At 62.1% G+C, this 18,339-nt stretch carries 19 protein-coding genes; 8 read left to right on the plus strand and 11 right to left on the minus strand.

All coding sequences use genetic code 11. The features are described from left to right. Positions 1 to 22: 22 nt before the first annotated feature. On the minus strand, positions 23 to 1,663 hold the full coding sequence (locus U5805_RS06695; RefSeq protein ID WP_322102667.1) for a hypothetical protein: 1,641 nt from the start codon (positions 1,661 to 1,663) through the stop codon (positions 23 to 25). Between U5805_RS06695 and U5805_RS06700 the strand changes: the two genes are divergently transcribed. Next, complete coding sequence (locus tag U5805_RS06700) at positions 1,650 to 2,123, plus strand: hypothetical protein (RefSeq protein WP_322102668.1); 474 nt, start codon at positions 1,650 to 1,652, stop codon at positions 2,121 to 2,123. The genes U5805_RS06695 and U5805_RS06700 overlap by 14 nt on opposite strands. A gap of 475 nt (positions 2,124 to 2,598) precedes the next feature. Then, positions 2,599 to 3,309 carry an aldolase gene (locus tag U5805_RS06705; protein WP_322102669.1) on the plus strand — a complete coding sequence of 237 codons (711 nt, stop codon included), beginning with the start codon at positions 2,599 to 2,601 and terminating at the stop codon, positions 3,307 to 3,309. A 1-nt stretch (position 3,310) separates the two neighbouring features. Here the strand turns inward: U5805_RS06705 and U5805_RS06710 are convergent, their stop codons facing one another. Then, the gene (locus U5805_RS06710; RefSeq protein ID WP_322102670.1) at positions 3,311 to 3,790 is read right to left on the minus strand and encodes an SET domain-containing protein; all 480 of its coding nucleotides are present in this window, start codon (positions 3,788 to 3,790) and stop codon (positions 3,311 to 3,313) included. A 200-nt stretch (positions 3,791 to 3,990) separates the two neighbouring features. Between U5805_RS06710 and U5805_RS06715 the strand changes: the two genes are divergently transcribed. Further along, the gene (locus tag U5805_RS06715) at positions 3,991 to 4,227 is read left to right on the plus strand and encodes a hypothetical protein (RefSeq protein WP_322102671.1); all 237 of its coding nucleotides are present in this window, start codon (positions 3,991 to 3,993) and stop codon (positions 4,225 to 4,227) included. A gap of 49 nt (positions 4,228 to 4,276) precedes the next feature. On the opposite strand, the gene U5805_RS06720 is transcribed toward U5805_RS06715, so the two are convergent. The 6 genes from U5805_RS06720 to U5805_RS06745 form a co-directional block, all read right to left on the minus strand. Next, a complete protein-coding gene (locus U5805_RS06720; RefSeq protein WP_322102672.1) occupies positions 4,277 to 4,639 on the minus strand; it encodes a copper resistance protein CopC in 363 nt (120 codons plus the stop codon). 19 nt (positions 4,640 to 4,658) lie between these two features. Further along, the gene (locus U5805_RS06725) at positions 4,659 to 5,564 is read right to left on the minus strand and encodes a hypothetical protein (RefSeq protein WP_322102673.1); all 906 of its coding nucleotides are present in this window, start codon (positions 5,562 to 5,564) and stop codon (positions 4,659 to 4,661) included. A 105-nt stretch (positions 5,565 to 5,669) separates the two neighbouring features. Next, positions 5,670 to 6,059 (minus strand): DUF2946 domain-containing protein, encoded by a 390-nt coding sequence (locus U5805_RS06730; RefSeq protein ID WP_322102674.1) that lies wholly within the window; start codon positions 6,057 to 6,059, stop codon positions 5,670 to 5,672. Positions 6,060 to 6,204: 145 nt separating this feature from the next. Continuing rightward, on the minus strand, positions 6,205 to 7,686 hold the full coding sequence (locus tag U5805_RS06735) for an aldehyde dehydrogenase family protein (RefSeq protein WP_322102675.1): 1,482 nt from the start codon (positions 7,684 to 7,686) through the stop codon (positions 6,205 to 6,207). A 26-nt stretch (positions 7,687 to 7,712) separates the two neighbouring features. Then, on the minus strand, positions 7,713 to 8,663 hold the full coding sequence (gene speB / locus U5805_RS06740) for an agmatinase (protein ID WP_322102676.1): 951 nt from the start codon (positions 8,661 to 8,663) through the stop codon (positions 7,713 to 7,715). A 154-nt stretch (positions 8,664 to 8,817) separates the two neighbouring features. Beyond that, the gene (locus tag U5805_RS06745) at positions 8,818 to 9,648 is read right to left on the minus strand and encodes a helix-turn-helix transcriptional regulator (protein ID WP_322102677.1); all 831 of its coding nucleotides are present in this window, start codon (positions 9,646 to 9,648) and stop codon (positions 8,818 to 8,820) included. A gap of 190 nt (positions 9,649 to 9,838) precedes the next feature. On the opposite strand from U5805_RS06745, the gene U5805_RS06750 reads away from it, so the two are divergent. The 5 genes from U5805_RS06750 to U5805_RS06770 all read left to right on the plus strand — a co-directional run bounded on the left by U5805_RS06750 (position 9,839) and on the right by U5805_RS06770 (position 15,306). Next, a complete protein-coding gene (locus U5805_RS06750) occupies positions 9,839 to 10,183 on the plus strand; it encodes a cupin domain-containing protein (protein WP_322102678.1) in 345 nt (114 codons plus the stop codon). A 136-nt stretch (positions 10,184 to 10,319) separates the two neighbouring features. After that, on the plus strand, positions 10,320 to 11,717 hold the full coding sequence (locus U5805_RS06755; RefSeq protein ID WP_322102679.1) for an FAD-dependent oxidoreductase: 1,398 nt from the start codon (positions 10,320 to 10,322) through the stop codon (positions 11,715 to 11,717). Positions 11,718 to 11,769: 52 nt separating this feature from the next. Beyond that, positions 11,770 to 12,699, plus strand: a complete 930-nt coding sequence (locus U5805_RS06760) for a LysR family transcriptional regulator (protein WP_322102680.1) — start codon at positions 11,770 to 11,772, stop codon at positions 12,697 to 12,699. A 164-nt stretch (positions 12,700 to 12,863) separates the two neighbouring features. After that, positions 12,864 to 14,405 carry a purine-cytosine permease family protein gene (locus tag U5805_RS06765; protein ID WP_322102681.1) on the plus strand — a complete coding sequence of 514 codons (1,542 nt, stop codon included), beginning with the start codon at positions 12,864 to 12,866 and terminating at the stop codon, positions 14,403 to 14,405. A 127-nt stretch (positions 14,406 to 14,532) separates the two neighbouring features. Next, complete coding sequence (locus U5805_RS06770; protein ID WP_322102682.1) at positions 14,533 to 15,306, plus strand: SDR family oxidoreductase; 774 nt, start codon at positions 14,533 to 14,535, stop codon at positions 15,304 to 15,306. Between the two features lie 15 nt (positions 15,307 to 15,321). Here the strand turns inward: U5805_RS06770 and U5805_RS06775 are convergent, their stop codons facing one another. The 3 genes from U5805_RS06775 to U5805_RS06785 form a co-directional block, all read right to left on the minus strand. Continuing rightward, positions 15,322 to 16,356, minus strand: coding sequence for an Ldh family oxidoreductase (locus tag U5805_RS06775; RefSeq protein WP_322102683.1), 1,035 nt, complete (start codon positions 16,354 to 16,356; stop codon positions 15,322 to 15,324). Between the two features lie 70 nt (positions 16,357 to 16,426). Next, positions 16,427 to 17,341, minus strand: a complete 915-nt coding sequence (locus tag U5805_RS06780; protein ID WP_322102684.1) for a dihydrodipicolinate synthase family protein — start codon at positions 17,339 to 17,341, stop codon at positions 16,427 to 16,429. Between the two features lie 150 nt (positions 17,342 to 17,491). Then, the gene (locus U5805_RS06785) at positions 17,492 to 18,271 is read right to left on the minus strand and encodes an AraC family transcriptional regulator (RefSeq protein ID WP_322102685.1); all 780 of its coding nucleotides are present in this window, start codon (positions 18,269 to 18,271) and stop codon (positions 17,492 to 17,494) included. Between the last annotated feature and the right edge of the window lie 68 nt (positions 18,272 to 18,339).

Below are 18,339 nucleotides of genomic sequence, written 5' to 3' on the forward strand. Positions count from 1 at the left end.
TCATCGCGCTTTGGGCGCACGATCAATTCGGAACATAGCCCACGGGCAACGTCGAATTAGCGCTTGCCACGGAAGCGTTGGCCGACACCACGTACACCGGCGATTCGGTGAGATTCAGCGCCAGCGTGCCGTTGGCGTAATTCATCGTCGACGGATTGCCCATCACGTCGAGCACGGTGACGGTGCCGCTCGTGCCCGGCGCATCCACGGTCAGGTTGTACGGCACGCTGTAAGTGGAGCTGAAGCCGCTACTCGCGCTCCACACGCTATTGTTGTGCGTCCATAGCGCCGTGACGACAGCGCCGTTATTCAACTGCCGGAACGCATAAGCGTAGACGCCCGAGGGCGTGCCGTTCACCGGCCCCAAGGTGTTGGTGCCGTCGAGAATGCGCGTCATCGCGGCGACCGCCATGGCAGCGGGTTTCGGGCTGATATTGGTCGCGCCGTATTGGCCCTGGGCATCGGCGAGATCGAAGAACGTGCCATAGCCGATAAGGTCCGGAAAGTCCGCGCCATAAAACACCCACGTCTGGTCCGCGCCCTCGCCCAGAATGATGAGATGCGTGCGCGCCACCACGGCGCCTTGGGCGAAGAGTACGTTGGCCGTGGGGTAATTCGGGCCGTATGCGCTGCCGTTGTCGTAGTTGATGCCCACTTCCGTCTGGAACAGTTTCATGCCCGGCTTGTAATCGGCGGCCATTTCGCTGCGCAACGCGCGCATCTGTCCGATTAGCGAATCGCTGCTCGTGGACGGATCGCCCGCATGCAACTCGGGCGGCACGGAAGGCGAATTGCCGTTGATGTCGTAATAGCCATGCGTCGTTACGCCGTCGATGTACTGCGCAAAGCCGAGCGGGGCGAGCTTCCTGAGCCGGTTGCTGGTGGAAATGGGCGCGGTGTCGGTGCTGCCCATCACCACGGCGTGCGGGTCGGTCGAGTGAATGCCCTGATAAACCGCTTGATAAAGCTGCACGAATTGCGTGTCGTTGCCGGCCCACTGCGAGTCGGGTTCCCACGTCAGTTGATAGTAGTTCGCGGACTGATTGGGGAAGTGAGTTGTCCGAATGATATTCGACTCGGTTCCCACGCGCGCCATGTAGTTCTGGTAATACGCGAGATCGGTGGGCGGCAGCGTTTCGTCCTCGAAGGCGCTCGTGGGACTGGCCCACGCGGGAATGCCGTCCAGTCGAATCATGCGCATTACGTTGCCGGTCAGATAGAACGGATCGGCGTTTGCGTTCGCGTACGGATTGAACGTGCCGGGGCCGTTCGGCTCCATGTTGTACAACTCGCGATGATCGAGATTCCACGAGATGCCGAGCGCCGCAAGCACGTCGCCGTTGTCGTTTTCGCCTTGCATGCCGAAACGATGCTGATCCTGATGCGCATACGTCACTGCCGGCAGCACGTTCGACAGATCGGGAAGTACGCCGAACGTGGCGCTTCCGGCTGGGCGCGTGCCCGCCGAAGGGAGTTGGCCGCCCGCGTTGGCAAGCGTTGCATTGATGGCGAAATAGCCGAAAAGCGTCGACGAGCAGGTCAGCGTGGTCGTTACGGCGCCGGCTGCCACCGGCACGCTGCCGCTGGCCGCGACCTTGCCGAGTTGATCCGCGATCGACCAGTTCAGCGTGTCGGCGGCAGGCGCATTCGTGACGAACGCCACAGGGAATGCGGCGCCCGCACTGAACATGCGGCCGCTCTGCGCGGTGGGCGTATCGGCCGAAACGAGCGTGCCGCTCGCGGTGGCGCCCGAGGTGGCCGGCGCGCCGCACGTCATCGAACCCGCCGCGATGGCGGAGCCGTCGAGACCACGCGTTGCGGCGCTCGGCGCCGACGAATCCGGGCCGGCGGCCGCGCTCGATCCACCGCCGGCATTCGAGTTTGCGTTGGCATTCGTGGCGTTCGTGGCATTGGCGGCGTTCGTGCCGGAGCCGCCGCCGCCGCATGCCGTCAGCACCATTGCCGACGAAAGAAGTAAGCAAATAAGCTTCATCGTTTTAACAGGCAAAGCGACGCCCAGCCGGCAAGCGCGCCAAATTGCGCTTTCAATGCGGGCTGAAGTCGATGAGTATTGGGTGGCGGGCATTCCGCTAATCCACGCTGAAATTCGCGTAACGACTTAAAGGGTGCGAGTCGAAATTCAGTGAATTAAAACGGAGCTTTGCGCGCCGGCTACTGCATTCGCTAGTCACGTCTCGCTTCGCGCTGGTTCCCTTATTAAAGGAGAAGCGCGCAATCGTTTGCGCGAGAAGATGGGTAATTAATGCAATCGTCAGATTTTTCGCGGCGATATTACCGGAAATTTCCCCTTTGATGTGAAAATAAGGCGTAAGTAAATGTCACAGACGGTGTAATGCCGACGGCGGATTCCCGGTCAACTTTACCTCTGAGGCTTTCTTCAGTTGATTGGCGTCGTAACACCAATCCTGTTGTGCTTTCACGCCTTGGAGTTAACGGCATTGACGGCGAGACGAGTGGAAACTGAAGGGGCGAGCCGGATTATTTTTGTGTTTTCGACTCCATTTTTTGAAAGAGTCGGTCTATCCGGTATATTCAATTAATCAGACAAATAATCGTTATCTAATAAGCGAGGTTTCGATGTTCGACGATCCGCACGTCACGTCTCTACGCAACGATCTCGCGCTCGCGTTGCGAGCCGCCGCGCATTTCGGTTTGGGCGAAGGCGTCTGCAATCATTTCAGCGTGGCGTTGCCCGGCGAGAGCGGTCTATTTTTGCTGAACCCGCGTGGATTGATGTGGAGCGAAGTGCGCGCCGAGGATATCGTCGTGGTGGATGAGGCGGGCAATGTAGTGGAGGGGCGCCACGAAGTCGAACCTACCGCCATGTTCATTCATGCCGCCATACATCGCATTGCGAAGAAGGCGTGCGTGCTTCACACGCATATGCCCTACGCGACGGCGTTGACGCTCACGGTCGATTGCGGGATCGACACCACCCTGTCACAGAACGCCATGCGTTTTCATGGCCGAGTTGCACTCGATCACGAGTACAACGGTCTTGCGCTTGGCGTCGGGGAAGGCGAACGCATCGCGCATGCGCTCAAAGGCCGCGACGTGGGCTTTCTGGGCAATCATGGCGTGGTGGTGTGCGGCGAACGCGTCGATTACGCTTTCGACGATCTCTACTATCTCGAACGCGCGTGCGCCGCGCAGGTCATCGCGCTGTCGAGCGGCCGCCCGTTGCGGCCCGTCAACGCCGAACTCGCGCAACGCGTGGCGGACCAGGTGCAGGGCGAACGCCTGCAATCCGAACTGTTTTTCAACGCGCTAAGAAAAACGCTGGGCTGATCTATGCAGAAGCCGCGTCGGCAACCGGCTCGCTTTCCGGTTCGGCTTCGCCGAGCATGGTGCCGCGGCACTCGGGCGAGCCGCATCGGCAGACATATTCGCGGATTGTTTCTTCGCAGGCGTCGTCGGGCAGCACGAGTGCGTAGTCGATAAACAATTCCTCGCCGGCGGCGATGTCGCGGCGTGCCTCGATAAACACGCGGCCGTCTACTTCCACGGTTTCGCAGTTTGCCTCGCAGGCGTGATTGAACCAGCGCGCGGAATTGCCGCCCTGGCCGCCGTCGATCACACGGCCGTCGGCAAGGCCGAACAGGAAGGTGTGCGCGCCTTCTTCGCGCCGGCTGTAGCGTCGCGCCGCGCTGCGCCAGCTCATGATTTTCCCCTTGTATTCGAGGATGCGTTCGCCCGCGCTGAGCGGGCGCAAGGCATAGACGCCTCGTCCGTGAACCGGCGAGCGTCTGACAGTGATTCGTCTGGTCATGGAGTCGATTCGCGCGTGAATGCCGGCAAGTATAGATGGCCAGAATGAAAGCGAGAACACAATTCACGCATAACCGCACGCGCTTATCAATCGCTTGTCAATCGCTTATCCATGCACCTATGGAAGCGCGAATCGGTCCGTGACGTTTGCCGGCGAATTCCCTAGAATGGATAACTCTGCTGCTGTCGCAATCGAACTTCATGGAACGCAAGAAAGCCGAACACATCCTGATCGAAGCCGACGAAATGGCGGGCCTCGTGCTCGACGGTTTCGACCTGACGATGAACACCGACGCGGGCCGCGCGCTGTACGATCGCGCGTTCACCGCCTATTTGCATAGCGAAATCGGCGACCTGCCCATCGCCGAGCTGTACGACGCGCTCAACGGATCGCCCGACGCTTTTTCCGCCGGCAATTGTCCGCAAACTCATCCGTGATAAGAACCATCGCGTCGTCAGGCGCGATGGTCCGTGCGCCGTTCAGCGATTACTTCACGTTGAACGCATAATGCCCCGTCGTGCGATGCCCGTCGGCGGCCACGGCGATCCACGCCACCGAATATTTGCCCGGCGTGAGCGCATTGAGCGCGACCGTCATGCGCTTGTTGTTCTGCGCGTCCACCTTGGCTTTTTCGCGGATCACCGACTTGCCTTGCGCGTCGGTCACGTCAATCGAGCTGAAAGCGGGCTCGAGTCCATCGTCGAAGTCGATGACCACGGCATTCACGTTTGCGGGCGCGGTGGCGCCGGCCGCCGGTTCCTGGTGCGTGGGATAGGCATGCGCCCAGGCGAATTGCGCGGCGAGCAATGCGCACGAAGCGAAGGCAAGGCGAAAGAAAGCGGATTTCATCGGAATTCCTTTTAATGGATCATTGGAAAAGCGGTTTGCCGATCGTGCTCGGCGCCACGTCGTCGAAGAAAATATGGGCCTGCACGAGAATGCCGACATGCGAGCCGCTTGCACGATTGATGGGAATTTGCGCTTCAATGCCGAGTTGGCCGTAACGATTCATCCAGATGAAACCGGGGTTGACCGTGCCCGTGGTTTGGCCCTGGCTTCTCGACAACGGCACTTCCACAAGCGGAATCAGATTCGAAAACGGCTGCGGCAAGCCCACGTCGTGAACGTGCTGCTGCAAATACGGAAGGCTGTACTGCACGGTGAATCCGTAGTCGAACGAATTGGGTTGGCCGCCGCCCGTGGTGAACGACGGACCCGCTTCGCCCGTGATCGCAACGGGGCGCAGCCACGCGAGCGAGTCAGGCAGATCGCCCATGCCTTTGCCCGCGAAAATCGTGGGCGAAATCGTGGAGAAATTGTCGGCGATGGCGCGGCTGCCAGTGCCGCCCAGGTCGGCGTCCACGCCAATCGACGTCATGAACTCATGCGCGTCGTTCACATAGAGCAGATATTTGAGTCCCACGCCGAAGTTGTCGAGGCCGTGCGCCGTGGGGTTGTTCTGCATGACATAACCGCCGTCCACGGAAAACGCGAGCCTTGGCGTAATGAGTTTGTCGTACTCGAAGTCGAAGGTGTTGAGGCTTTGATCGCCGTCGTCGCCGGGTACGCGTTGATGTCCGAATTCGAAATTGGCCTCGTCGCCCACGCCGGGATCGTCGACGGAAAGCGTGGACGGAAACACGCGGTCGCCCGCGATGGCGTGAGCGTGTGCGGCGCCGGATGCGAGCGCGAACACGCATGCGCCGAACAAGGCGTGAACGGCGCGCGTGCGAAAGGCCAGCCGCGCGCGGCCGGTTGGCAAATGATGAGACATGAGTCGTCCTGTCGTGACGTTGCGAAGCCGCGCGCCGCAAGCGTTGCATGCGCGCGTGCAGACCGCCGATGAATGGCAACATCGGCGGGAAACGATTCGATTGGCTCAGGACAGGGGTGGGGCGCGCGCGTGCGCGTGACTCGCGGGTTCGACGAGACGCGCGCTTTCGAAGCGCGTGGCGATACGCGACTGTACGAGTCGCGCCACCACGAAAAGCGGAACGGGAACGCCGGTTACGGCCGGCAAGTGCGCGAAAAAGCTGCAATAGCCGCAATCGTCCATATTGCCGGCGGCGTGCATGTCGCCGTGGCCGCTGCGATCGTGCATGCCGTGCATGTAGCCCTGCATCGGGCCCTGCATGGAAGGCATGCCGCAAGGCGAGGACGTTTGCATCGCTTGCGCCGCGAGCCAATGCGAAACCACCGGCGCGAGCGTGGCCATGAGGAGCGCAAGCGTTCCTAACAGGCTGCCCAGCTTGAGATGGATTCGGCGCACGGCGCGAGACACGAAATGACGAGAGCGATCGCGCGATTATGCCACGCGAGCTTCCTGTGCCGTGCTTGCGCCTTGTTTGCGCCGCGTTGCGCTGGGTTGGCGCCGCGCCCGAGCCGCGCGCGGGCGGCTCGTCAGGATGTTGCGATCAGGCGCGGGCTTCCACGGTGTGCCGCAGTTCCTGATAGCTGCGCAAGCCCGCAATGCCCAGTTCGCGGCCAGTGCCGCTCAAGCCCAGGCCGCCCCAGCAGACTTGCGGAAAGATCAGTTGCGGCGTGTTGACCCACACCAGTCCCGCGCGAAGTTGCGCCTTGTAGCGGCGCGCGGCGTTCGCGTCTTGCGTAACGACCGTGGCGACAAGCCCATAGCGCGTGTCGTTCGCGAGTGAAATTGCTTCGTCATCCGAACGAAACGATTTCACGCATGCAACCGGACCGAAAATTTCCTCGCGCCAGAGCAGATTGTCGGACGCGGGTTCGGCCACGACGAGGGGCGCCATGAAGAAGCCCGCCTTGCACGCCGCGTCGAGCGTGCCCGCGAAAGCGACTTGCGCGCCTTCTTCCACGCCTTGCGCCACGAGCGATTGCACACGCGCGTGCTGCGCGGCGCTGATGAGCGGACCCATCGCGACGTTCTCGCCTTGCGGCGGCGCGACCACGAGCGCGCGCACGGCCGTTTCGAATGCGGCCATGAACTTGCGGTAGAGGTCGTCGTGTACGAGAATGCGCCCCGTGGCCGAGCACATCTGCCCCGCGTTGGTGAACGCGCCGCTTACGGCGAGCGCAACGGCGTGGGCCACGTCGGCGTCCTGGCGCACCACGAGCGCCGACTTGCCGCCCAGTTCGAGCGTCACGCGCTTCATGTCCAGCGCGGCGGCCTGCATCACCTTGCGCCCCGACGCCGTGCTGCCTGTGAACGAAATCTTGTCGACGAGCGGATGCGCGGTGAGCCACGCGCCCACTTCGCCGCCGCCGTTCACAACGTTGACCACGCCGTCGGGCACGCCGGCTTCGCTCACGATGTCGACGAGCATATGCTCGGTGGGCGAGGTGAATTCCGAAGGCTTGAGCACGACGGTGCAGCCGGCGGCCAACGCGGGTGCGAGTTTCCACGCCGTGGTGACCATGGGGAAGTTCCAGGGCACGATCAGCGCGGCCACGCCGACGGGTTCGTGCGTGCGCTGCGCGAGCACGGTCTTGTCGGGCACCGTTATCGTTTCCGCTGCGAATAGCGCGGTGTTTTCGCACAAGTCCGCGTAGTAGTCGAACGTGGCGATGGCGTCGCTCACGTCGAGATCGGCTTCGAACGGCGGCTTGCCGCTCACGCGCATCTGCATGGCGGCAATGCGTGCCCGATCGGCTTCGAGCAATTCGGCAATCTTGCGCAGCAGCTTGCCGCGCGCGCCAGGCGTGCTATGACGCCACGCGACCAGCGCGTCGCGGGCCGCATGCACGGCGCGATCGACCATCGCTTCGCTCGCATGTTCCTGCCAGCCGATGGTTTCGCCGCTCGCGGCGTTGCAGACCGGCGAACAGGCTTGCGCGTTCTGCGCGCGTATCGTTGCGCCCGCAACGGTTGCGGCGGGCAGCACGAAGGCGTTGTCGGCGTGTCGTTCGGGAATGGTGGCCATGATGATCTCCTCTCGCGATGATTGCGTTAGCGGTATGCCACGCCCGGCATGATGCAAAGCATTTCGAACGCGAGATTCGCGCCCACGAGCGCCGTGGTGCCCGCCTGATCGTACGGCGGCGAAACTTCCACGAGGTCCGCGCCCACCACGTTGAGCCCCTTCATGCCGCGCACGATCTGAAGCCCTTGCTGCACGGTGAGTCCGCCCACTTCGGGCGTGCCGGTGCCGGGCGCGAACGAGGGGTCGAGTCCGTCGATATCGAAGCTCAGATACACGGGCGCGTCGCCCACGCGCGCGCGCACTTCTTCCATCAGCGGGTCGAGCGAGCGGTTCCAGCATTCCTCGGCTTGCACGACGGTGAAGCCTTGTTGACGGCACCAGTCGAAGTCGTCGGCGTGATAACCGGTGCCGCGCAAACCGATTTGCGTGACCTTGTCGCATTGAAGCAGGCCGTCTTCCACGGCGCGGCGAAACGGCGTTCCATGTGCGATCTTTTCGCCGAACATGGTGTCGTTCACGTCGGCATGCGCGTCGATATGCACGACCGCCACCTTGCCGTATTTCTTGTGCAGCGCGCGCAGGATCGGCCACGCAATCGTATGGTCGCCGCCCAGCGTGATCGGCTTGCAGCCGTTTTCAACGATGCGGTCGTACGCGCTTTCGATCAGGCGAATCGAGTCCTTCAAATCATAGGGATTCGTGGCCACATCGCCGATATCGGCAACTTGCAGCGAGTCGAACGGCGCCGCGCGCGTGGCCATGTTGTAGGGGCGCAGCAACACCGATTCGCTGCGGATCTGGCGCGGGCCGAAGCGCGTGCCCGAGCGGTTGGACGTGCCGATATCGAGCGGCACGCCCACGAAGCAGACGTCCAGTCCGGCGGTGGTGTCCGCTTGCGGCAGGCGCATCATGGTGGCGATGCCGCCAAAGCGCGGCATGTCGTTGCCGCCGAGCGGCTGATTGAGTTGGCGCTCCATCTCGCGAGTCTCCAATCGTTGATGTCGAATGATCGGGCGATGGTAGGGCCAAACGCGCGCGCGCAAATAGCGAAGTGGGAATGTTTACATCGACGTGAATCAATGTGAGCGCGCGTTTACGATGCGGATGGGCGAGGTCGCCCATTAAAGCCGCTTAAACCGGCGCCTGGCCCCACGCGATCAACTCGCGTTTGGTGCGCACGCCGAGCTTGGCAAAGGCGCGCTTCACATACGATTCGGCCGTGCCAGTCCGCACGTCGAGAATCTGCGCGGTTTCGGGAATGGTCTTGCCGGAGATGAGATGCGCGCACGTTTCGTATTCGCGGCGCGAAAGACGCACGGCGTCGCTTGCGATGCGCGCGTCGAATTGCGCGAGCGGATGCATGAACGGCGCGGCGTGCGCAATGCGGCGCGCCGCGCTCGTGGAGGCGTGCAATTCGAGCAGCGGAAATAAAAACTCGCTGATGCCGCGAAAACGGCTCATTTCAGCGAGCGAGAACGCCGGTTCGCGCAAGCCGCGTTCGAGTGCAATGGAGTCTTGTGCGTGGCGCGTGCCGCGCGCGAGCACGCACTCGTGCGCGATACGCGCTTCGTCGAACAAGCGCTGACGAAACTCGTTGGGCGGCAACGCACCGATATCGCGCACCACCAGCATCGTGCCGATCTTGCCCCGAATTCCGGCGAATAGCGGATCGCTTTCGTAAAAGCGGTCGTAATAGAGCGTCATGACGTCCGCAATCTCGCCGTGGTCCATGCCGACTCCGCCGCTGCCGATCCACTCGCAGCGAAAGCCGATGGGCATCGAATTGTCCACGCGCGAGCGTTCGATATGCACCACGTTGACCGGCACCACTTCGTTCACGAGCAGCGTGAGACGCGGCACGAAATCGGGCGTGCCGACGGCCTCGATCACGTTGCCGAGCGTTTTAAAAGAAAGCGAAAAGTCGGGTTGTTCGCGATTGAGCGGGGGTACGTTGAGCAGCATGGCGCGCCCCTTCGTGAAGGCCAACCGATTATAGCCGAAGCATTTTGGCGTTCAAAAAAGACACTCGCACCGAGTAAAAACACGGCTTGTCCCCCCGGAGGGGGGGCATACCGCGCGCGCGCCTCTCGGTAACTTTGACAATGCCAGACAAACAGTCATCGACTCGGCATCAATATCGACAGGAAGCGACATGAGCAAACTGATTCAGGACATCGTGCCGTTGGGCGCGGGCATCGGCGAATTCACCAGGCTGGACTACGGCATGGACGAAAGCGATTGGCGCGCGGCCCAGGGTAAAAGCAATAACTATGTGATCGGCTGGTGGGAAGGCAAGGTCGGCGACGTGGAGTTTCCGGCAACGACCGCCGACGAAGCCGTGTGGCTCGTGGAAGGCAGGATTGCCTTGACGGACGTAAAGGGCAATCGCAAGGAATTCAAGGCAGGCGAAGGCTATTTGTTGCCGGCCGGTTTTGCGGGCCGCTGGGAAACGCTCGAAGACGCGAGGAAATTCTACGTCGTGCTCGAACAAGCCTGAAGCATGCCGCCTCGCAAGAGGCGGCATCGTCCTTATGCTTTGAAGAAGTGATGCCCCTATGAGTTCCTTCGCCGAACGGGAAGCGCAATCGCAGGCAACGGCACATGCCGCGCAACCCACGCAAGCGCAGCCGCGCGTGCCAAACTCACTCAGCGTGCCGGAATCGCTTTCGCGCACGCGCTTCTTTCCTTACTGGCTCGACAATCCCGCCGAACCGCCGACCGAAGCCAAACTTACTGCCGATATCGAAGCCGATCTGCTGATCGTGGGCGGCGGATTTACGGGCTTGTGGGCCGCGGTGCAGGCGAAAGAGCAAATGCCGCATCTGAATGTCGTGCTGATCGAAGCGGGCAAGGTGGCGCATGGCGCTTCGGGGCGCGCGGGCGGCATTATTTCGACTTCCGTGATGCATGGATTGCCCAATGCCGTGCGGATGTTTCCCAATGACATTGCGCAGTTGGAAGCGTTCGGCCATCACAATCTCGATGGCTTCGAGGAAGCGCTGAAGCGCTATGACATTGACGCCGATATCGAATGGAACGGCGAAATGACCGTGGCCGTCGACCCGGAGCACATCGCGCACTTGCGCGGCGACTACGAATTGCATACGCAATACGGGCACGACGTTGTGTTACTCGACGCGAAAGCGACGCGCGAGCAACTGGATTCGCCGCTGTTCGCGGGCGCGCTGTGGTCACGCAATCGCAGCGGCATCGTGCATCCGGCCAAGCTTGCGTGGGGACTCAAGCGCGCGGCGCTCTCGCTGGGCGTGCAGCTTTACGAGCACACGCCGCTGATCGAAGTCGCCGACGAAGGCGCCGCCGTTCATGTGAAAACGCCCGAGGGCAGCGTGCGTGCGCCGCGCGTGGTGTTCGGCAGCGGCACCGCGAAAATCGGCATTGCCGATATCAACCGGCGCGTGCTGCAAGTGCGCGATCATGTGCTTGCCACCGAGCCGCTGACCGAGGAACAACTCGCGCGCGTCGGCTGGAAAAATCGTCAAGGCATTTACGACACGCGCACGCAACTCAACTATTTCCGCCTCACGAAAAACAACAACATTATTTTCGGCGGTCTGGTCAGTTATCACTTCGACGGCGATCCGAATCCGCCGCAAGATCGGAAAGCCGAAACTTACTATCGACTTGCGCAGGCGTTCTATCGCACGTTCCCCCAACTTGCCGATGTGCGTTTCTCGCACGCATGGGGCGGCCCTATCGACTATTGCTCGCGCGGGTCGGTGTTCGCAAAGCGCTATCTCGGCGGTAAAGCGGTGTTCGTCGCCGGTTATACGGGTTTTGGCGTGGCCGCGAGCCGTTTCGGTGCGTTCATGGGCCTCAATATCCTGTTCGATCGCGATAGTCCCGAGCGCGCGCTCGACATCGCGAAGCTGAGCCCCACGTATATCCCGCCCGAGCCGGTGCGCTGGCTGGCCGCGAAAGTCACGTTCCATGCATTCGACGGCGCCGATGCCGAAGGCGGCTGGAAGCGCGCGTGGATCAAGGGCATCAAGGCGATGGGCTTTCCAATGTGAGTGAGTTTGCGGCGCTTCGCGTGAAGCGCCGCTTTGGCGGAATCGACTCAGCATGTTTTCCAATACTTCCGATCTCGATCTGCGTTTGATCCGCGTGTTTCTTGCCGTGGTGGACGCGCGCGGCATCACGGCGGCCGAAGCCACATTGGGCGTGCGGCAATCCACGATCAGCACGCAGCTTTCAGCACTCGAAGCGCGCGTGGGATTCAAGCTCTGCGAGCGCGGGCGCGGCGGTTTCCGGCTCACCTCGAAGGGCGAACGCTTCGCGCCTTCGGCGCGGGCGCTCGTGGCGGCCACCAGTGAGTTTGTCGCGCGCGTGCGCGATATCGACCGCAAGCTTGTCGGCACGCTCGGCATCGGCTTGATCGGGCAGGCTTCGCATGGAGAGAATGCGCGCCTTGCCGAAGCGATCGGCGCATTCCGCAAGCGAGATCAGGCCGTGCGCTTCACGATGAAAGTCGCGGCGCCGCAAGAACTCGAGGAAGGGCTCGTCAACAACCATCTCGACATTGCGATCGGCTATTTCTGGCATCGCGTGGCGGGACTTGCCTATACGGAGTTATTCAGCGAGCGTCAGGTGGTGTGTTGCGGCCGCGGGCATCCGCTCTTTCACAAGGCGCCGCACGTCGCCACCGACGACTTGCGCGCGCACGACTGGGTTTGGCGCAGCTATCCGGTTCCCGAAGAACTGGCCGGCATCGGCGAGCGCCAGGTTACGGCCATCGCCGATAGTATCGACGCCGCAACGGTTCTGATTCTTTCCGGCAGTCATATCGGCTATTTGCCGGCGCACCATGCGGAGCCTTTCGAACAGCGCGGATTGATTCGCGCACTCGGCCGCACGCGATTCGGCTTCGACGTGCCGATGCACCTCGCGATGAAGCGCAGCTCGGCGGAAAAGCCCATCGTGCGGGCATTCTGCGAGGACTTGCTCGACGTTTATGGACTGAATGCCAGTTTGCCCGCGCCGGCGGTCGAATGAACGCCAGTCGAATGAACAACAAGCGTCATACATTGGCCGCACGCGACGTGAACGTCCGGAATCCGTAATAAGGCGCGCACGCTCGTCGTTTAGAGTAGGCATCAGACGTTGATAGTGCGTCGAGCGGCGGCAACAGCCGGATCGGCGCTCAATGGAGCGAGACAATGAGCGATAACGGCATTACCCAGATCGAAACGTTCGGTTTCGAACGCATTCCCGATGCTTCGCGCTATGCGCGTCCCGTCGATCTCTTCCGGCTGCTGTTCGGCGGCTGCAATACGTTTTCCACTTCGGTGCTCGGCAGTTTTCCCGTGCTCGTGGGCCTTTCGTTCAAGGCGGGTGTGTGGTCGATCGTGATCGGCGTGCTCGCGGGCACGTGCATTCTGGCGCCCATGAGTTTGTTCGGTCCGCGCAACGGCACGAGCGATCCGGTTTCGTCGGGCGCGCACTTCGGCATTCACGGGCGCATTGTCGGTTCCTTTCTCGCCTTGCTCACGTCGATTGCGTTTTTCGCGCTCGCGGTGTGGAGTTCCGGCGATGCACTCGTTGGCGGCGCGCACGATATGGTCGGTGTGCCCGTCAACACCTGGACACTCGGCGCCGCCTATATGGTGTTCGCGGTGCTCGTGGTGGTGGTGTGCATCTACGGCTTTCGCTTCATGCTGTGGGTGAACAAGATTGCCGTATGGGCCGCGAGCCTGATGTTCGTGGTGGGCGCATTGGCATTCGCGGGCGCGTTCGATCCGCATTACGCGGGCACGTTGCACGAGGGCGGCGCGGGGTTCTGGGTGGCGTTCGTCAGCGCGGTGCTCGTGGCGCTCAGCAACCCGGTTTCGTTTGCCTCCACGCTCGGCGACTGGGCGCGCTACATTCCGCGGCACACGCCGCGCCGTCGCGTGATGGGTGCGGTATTCGCGGCGCAAATCGCCACGTTTGTGCCGTTCTTCTTCGGCCTGGTCACGGCCACCATCATCGCCGCGAAAGCGCCCAGCTATATCGCGTCGAACGACTACGTCGGCGGATTGCTGGCCGTGTCGCCGCGCTGGTTTCTGCTGCCTACCTGTCTGATCGCGATTATCGGCGGCATGTCGACGGGTACGACCGCGCTCTACGGCACCGGCCTCGATATGTCAAGCATGTTCCCGAAGCTGTTGAACCGCGTGCGGGCAACCATGTTGATCGGTACGCTGGCGATCGGCTTTATTTTCGTGGGCCGCTTCGCGTTCAATCTCGTGGAAAGCGTTTCGACTTTTTCCACGCTCATTTGCACGTTTAGCTGCCCGTGGATGGCGATCATGGTGATCGGTTTCATCACGCGTCGCGGCCATTATCTTGCCGACGATCTGCAAGTGTTCAATCGCGGCGGGCGCGGCGGTCATTACTGGTTCACGCACGGCTGGAACTGGCGCGCAATGGGCGCGTGGCTGCCTGCTGCGTTTCTCGGCCTGTCGTTCGTGAATCTGCCCGGTCAGTTCGTGGGGCCGCTGGGTTCGCTCGCGGGCGGACTCGACTTGAGCGTGCCGGTTTCGCTCGTGATCGGCGGCCTGCTTTATGTCGTGCTGCTCGCGCTGTTTCCCGAACCCGATGCCGTGTATGGCGAAGCAGGGCGGCGCTTCGTGCGTGGCTCGCGCGCGCCTCGCATGCGCGACGCTTACGGTGCGGGCAGTGTGCGAGAGTTGGAGCGCAGCCCTGAATACGCCGAATAGGCGCATTCCGCCGAGCGTGAAAATATCGCCTTTTCGGAGGCGATTTTTCTTTGTACCGTTCTCGCGCGCGAAACGGCGGTCAATGCTTTAATCCTCTAATCCGAAGAGACAGAAAAGAGGAGCTAGCATGAACGACGTGTTGAAATTATTCGGCCTTCACGGCAAGCGCGCGCTCGTTACCGGATCGACGCGCGGCATCGGCCTGGCGCTCGCAACCGGCCTCGCGCACGCGGGCGCGGCCATTGTCATCAACGGTCGCGAGGAAGCGCCGGCACGCGCGCTGGCCGATCAATTCCGCGCGCAACAAATCGAAGCCGATATCGCCATTTTTGACGTGACCGAACCCGAACGCGTGGCGCAGGCGATCGACGAAATCGAAACTCAAATCGGTGCAATAGACATTCTCGTGAATAACGCCGGCATTCAGCGCCGCGCACCGCTGGAAGATTTTGAAGCGAGCGACTGGAACGCGTTGATGCGCGTGAATCTCGACGGTGCGTTTCATGTGTCGAAAGCCGTTGCGCGGCACATGCTCGCGCGCGGGCGCGGCAAGATCATCAACGTGTGTTCGGTGCAAAGCGCGCTTGCGCGCCCAACCATTGCGCCCTATGCCGCTTCGAAAGGCGCATTGCGCATGCTTACGCAAGGCATGTGCGCCGATTGGGCTCGTCACGGCATTCAGGCGAACGCGATTGCGCCCGGCTATTTCGCCACCGATCTGAATCGCGCGCTGATGGAGGACGCGGAATTTTCGACGTGGCTTTGCAAACGCACGCCGGCCGGACGTTGGGGACGGGTGGAGGAATTGTGCGGCGCGGCCGTATTTCTCGCTTCGGACGCGTCGAGTTTCGTGAACGGCCAAACCCTTTTTGTCGATGGCGGATTGACAAGCGTGGTTTAAAGCGCGACTCCGTTTTTAATCGAGTAATTTCAACACATCGGCATACAAGGCTTTCGGTACGCGCACGCCGTTGCGCTCGCTGCGGGCGCGCGCTTCGAAACGCCGTTGCGAAGGCAGTCGTGCGCCTTGCCCGGTCATGGCCGCGAACAGCGCTTCCGCCCGCGCTTGCCCGGCTTCGTAGCTTGCCGGATTGCCCTCGCTGCCGAAGCGATGCGGGTCGATTGCAATCACGAGTTCGCCGTGACAGGGGCTGGCGCCCGCGCCCGCGTCGAACGCCTGCGATTCCATGCTCGTGAGATCGCCGATCAATGCGCCCGCGAGTAATTCGATCATGGCCGCGAGCGCGGAGCCTTTGTGACCGCCGAAGGTTTGCATCGCGCCTTCGAGTGCCGCGCGCGCGTCGGTGGTGGGCCGGCCTTCGCGATCCAGCGCCCAATGCGAGGGAATGGCCTTGCCTTCGCGCGCGTGCAGCTCGATGTCGCCGCGTGCAATGGCGCTGGTTGCAAAGTCGAATACGAACGGCAAGCCGTTGGCGCGCGGCCACGCAAACGCGAGCGGATTGGTGCCGAACACGCCGCGCGTGCCGCCTGCGGGCGCGACCCAGCTATGACTCGGATTCATCGCGAGACCGACCAGTCCTTCCGCCGCGATCATTTCCACTTCGGGCCACAGCGCGGAGAAATGAAAGCAGCGATTGATGGTCATCGCGGCAATGCCTTGGCCGCGCGCCTTTTTTATCAAAGCGGGAAGACCGGTTTCGAATGCGAGCAGGGAAAAGCCGTAATGCGCGTCCACGTTCACGACACCCGGCGCCACGTCGCGCAGCGTGGGTGTGGCGCGCGCGTCCACCTTGCCGCTCTTGAGCGAACGCACGCAAACGAGCAGGCGATAGATGCCATGCGAATGGCACTCGTCGCGCTGCCCTTGTGTGATGACGCGTGCGATGGCAACGGCATGCGCTTCGGACATGCCGTGATGCAGCAGAACGTTACGTGCAAGGGAAAAGACTTCGTCGAGCGTGAGGACGACGTGAGTTTCGGAGTCGGTCATCGGCAATGGGGATCGTGGGCGCATGCTGCCGCATCGCGTTCAACGCGGCAGCCCCGCAAAAATCGCGTGTTTACAGGCCGACGTCGGGCAGCGCGGGGCGGTTCGACAGCGCCTTGTCGACGACGGCCTTGACATGCGCAAGCGCTTCGCCTTCGAGCGCGAGGCGCGGCGGCCGCGTGAGCGCGCTGCCGCGTCCCACGAGTTCTTCGCATAGCTTGATGCATTGCACGAGGTCCGGGCGCGCGTCGAGATGCAGTAGCGGCATGAACCAGCGATAAAGCGCGAGCGCTTCGTCAAAGCGCTTTTGCTTGGCGAGGCGGAACAGCGTTTCGCCTTCTTTCGGGAACACGTTCGACATGCCCGAAACCCAGCCTTGCGCGCCCACGGCAACGCTTTCGACCACCACGTCGTCGAGGCCCGCGAACAGCACGAAGCGGTCGCCCACGGCGTTGCGCAGATCAATGAACCGGCGCGTATCGCCCGAAGAGTCCTTGAAACAGACGATATTTTCGCAATCCTGAAGCGTCACGAGAATGTCGGGCGTGACGTCGTTCTTGTAGATGGGCGGATTGTTGTAGACCATCACGGGCAGGTCGGTGCCCGATGCCACGGCGCGGAAATGCGCGGCCGTTTCGTGCGGCTTGGCGGAATAGACGAGCGCGGGCATGACCATCACGCCGTCCACGCCCACGCGCGCCGCTTCGCGCACGGTCTGGCGCGCGAATTCCGTCGTGAATTCGGCAATACCCGCGATTACCGGCACCTTGCCGCCCGCCGCGTCGCGCGCGGCTTCGATCACGGCAATCTTCTCGTGCGTCGCGAGCGACGTGTTCTCGCCGACCGTGCCGCACACCACGAGGCCCGACACGCCGTCCTTGACGAGATTGCTCACCACCCGGTGCGTGGCCTCGATATCGACCGAGAAGTCCGCCTTGAACTGGGTGCTGACTGCGGGAAATACGCCGCTCCACTGGATAGCGCTCACTGTGACTCACTCCTTGAATGCGTACCGGCATGGCCGGATACCGGTTGAATGTGAGTCGAGTATCGCTGTCCAATTCCGGCGAGGCTTGCGAGCTTTCGCGACTCAGAGAGACGAAATCTGCATAGTCGCGCGCGCACCAGGGGAGAACCCTTAATGCGCGGTGCCGGCCGTGCTCGCGGGCGGTTGCAGCAGGGCGCGATATTGACTCGGCGTCATGCCGACGGTGGCCTTGAATTGGCGCGTGAATGCGCTGTGATCGGTATAGCCGCATTGCGTGGCGATATCGGTAATGCTCGAATCGCTGGCGAGCAACACGGAAGCCGCGTCCAGGCGCACTTTCAACAGCATTTGCCGTGGCGTGAGATGAAATATCTTGTGAAAGTAACGTTCGATCTGTGCAACCGACATGTCGATCAGCGTGGCAAGGTCGGTCAGTTTGAGCGGCTGCGCGTAATTGTCCTGAATGTATTTCGCGGCAATGGCGAGACGTTGATAAGCGGGATGCGTGCCCTCGGCGGCTTGCAGGTCGCGTGAAATGCCGGCCACGCCCAATACGCGCTTTTTCGCGTCGTGCAGCGGCACTTTCGACGTGAGACACCAGCCCGGCTGGCGCCCCGGATAAAGATGCAATTCCAATTGATCGATCAGGCTGCTGTCGAGCTGCACGACGGCTTGATCCTGCGCCGTGTAAATCTGGCCGAAGCGAGAGGGAAAGACTTGTTCGGCGGTCTTGCCGTGCAGCGCGCGCTTGTCCTTGAAGCCGCAGCGCGCGGCCAGCGTTGTGTTGGCGATCACGTAGCGCGCCTCGTGATCCTTCACGAAGAACACCACGTCGGGCATGGCGTCGAACAGCGGTTCGAGCAGCGCGAAATGCGCCACCATCTGCGCGAACGTGGCGTTTTCGAAGGCGGGCAGAAGCAGTTCGGGCATCGCGGGCGCACGTAATGATTCGATGGAATGCGTCTCGCGCGCGCCGTCGTGACGACTGCGAAGGTGCG

It is taken from the genome of Paraburkholderia sp. J41 (assembly GCF_905220235.1).
Taxonomy (GTDB): Bacteria; Pseudomonadota; Gammaproteobacteria; order Burkholderiales; family Burkholderiaceae; genus Paraburkholderia.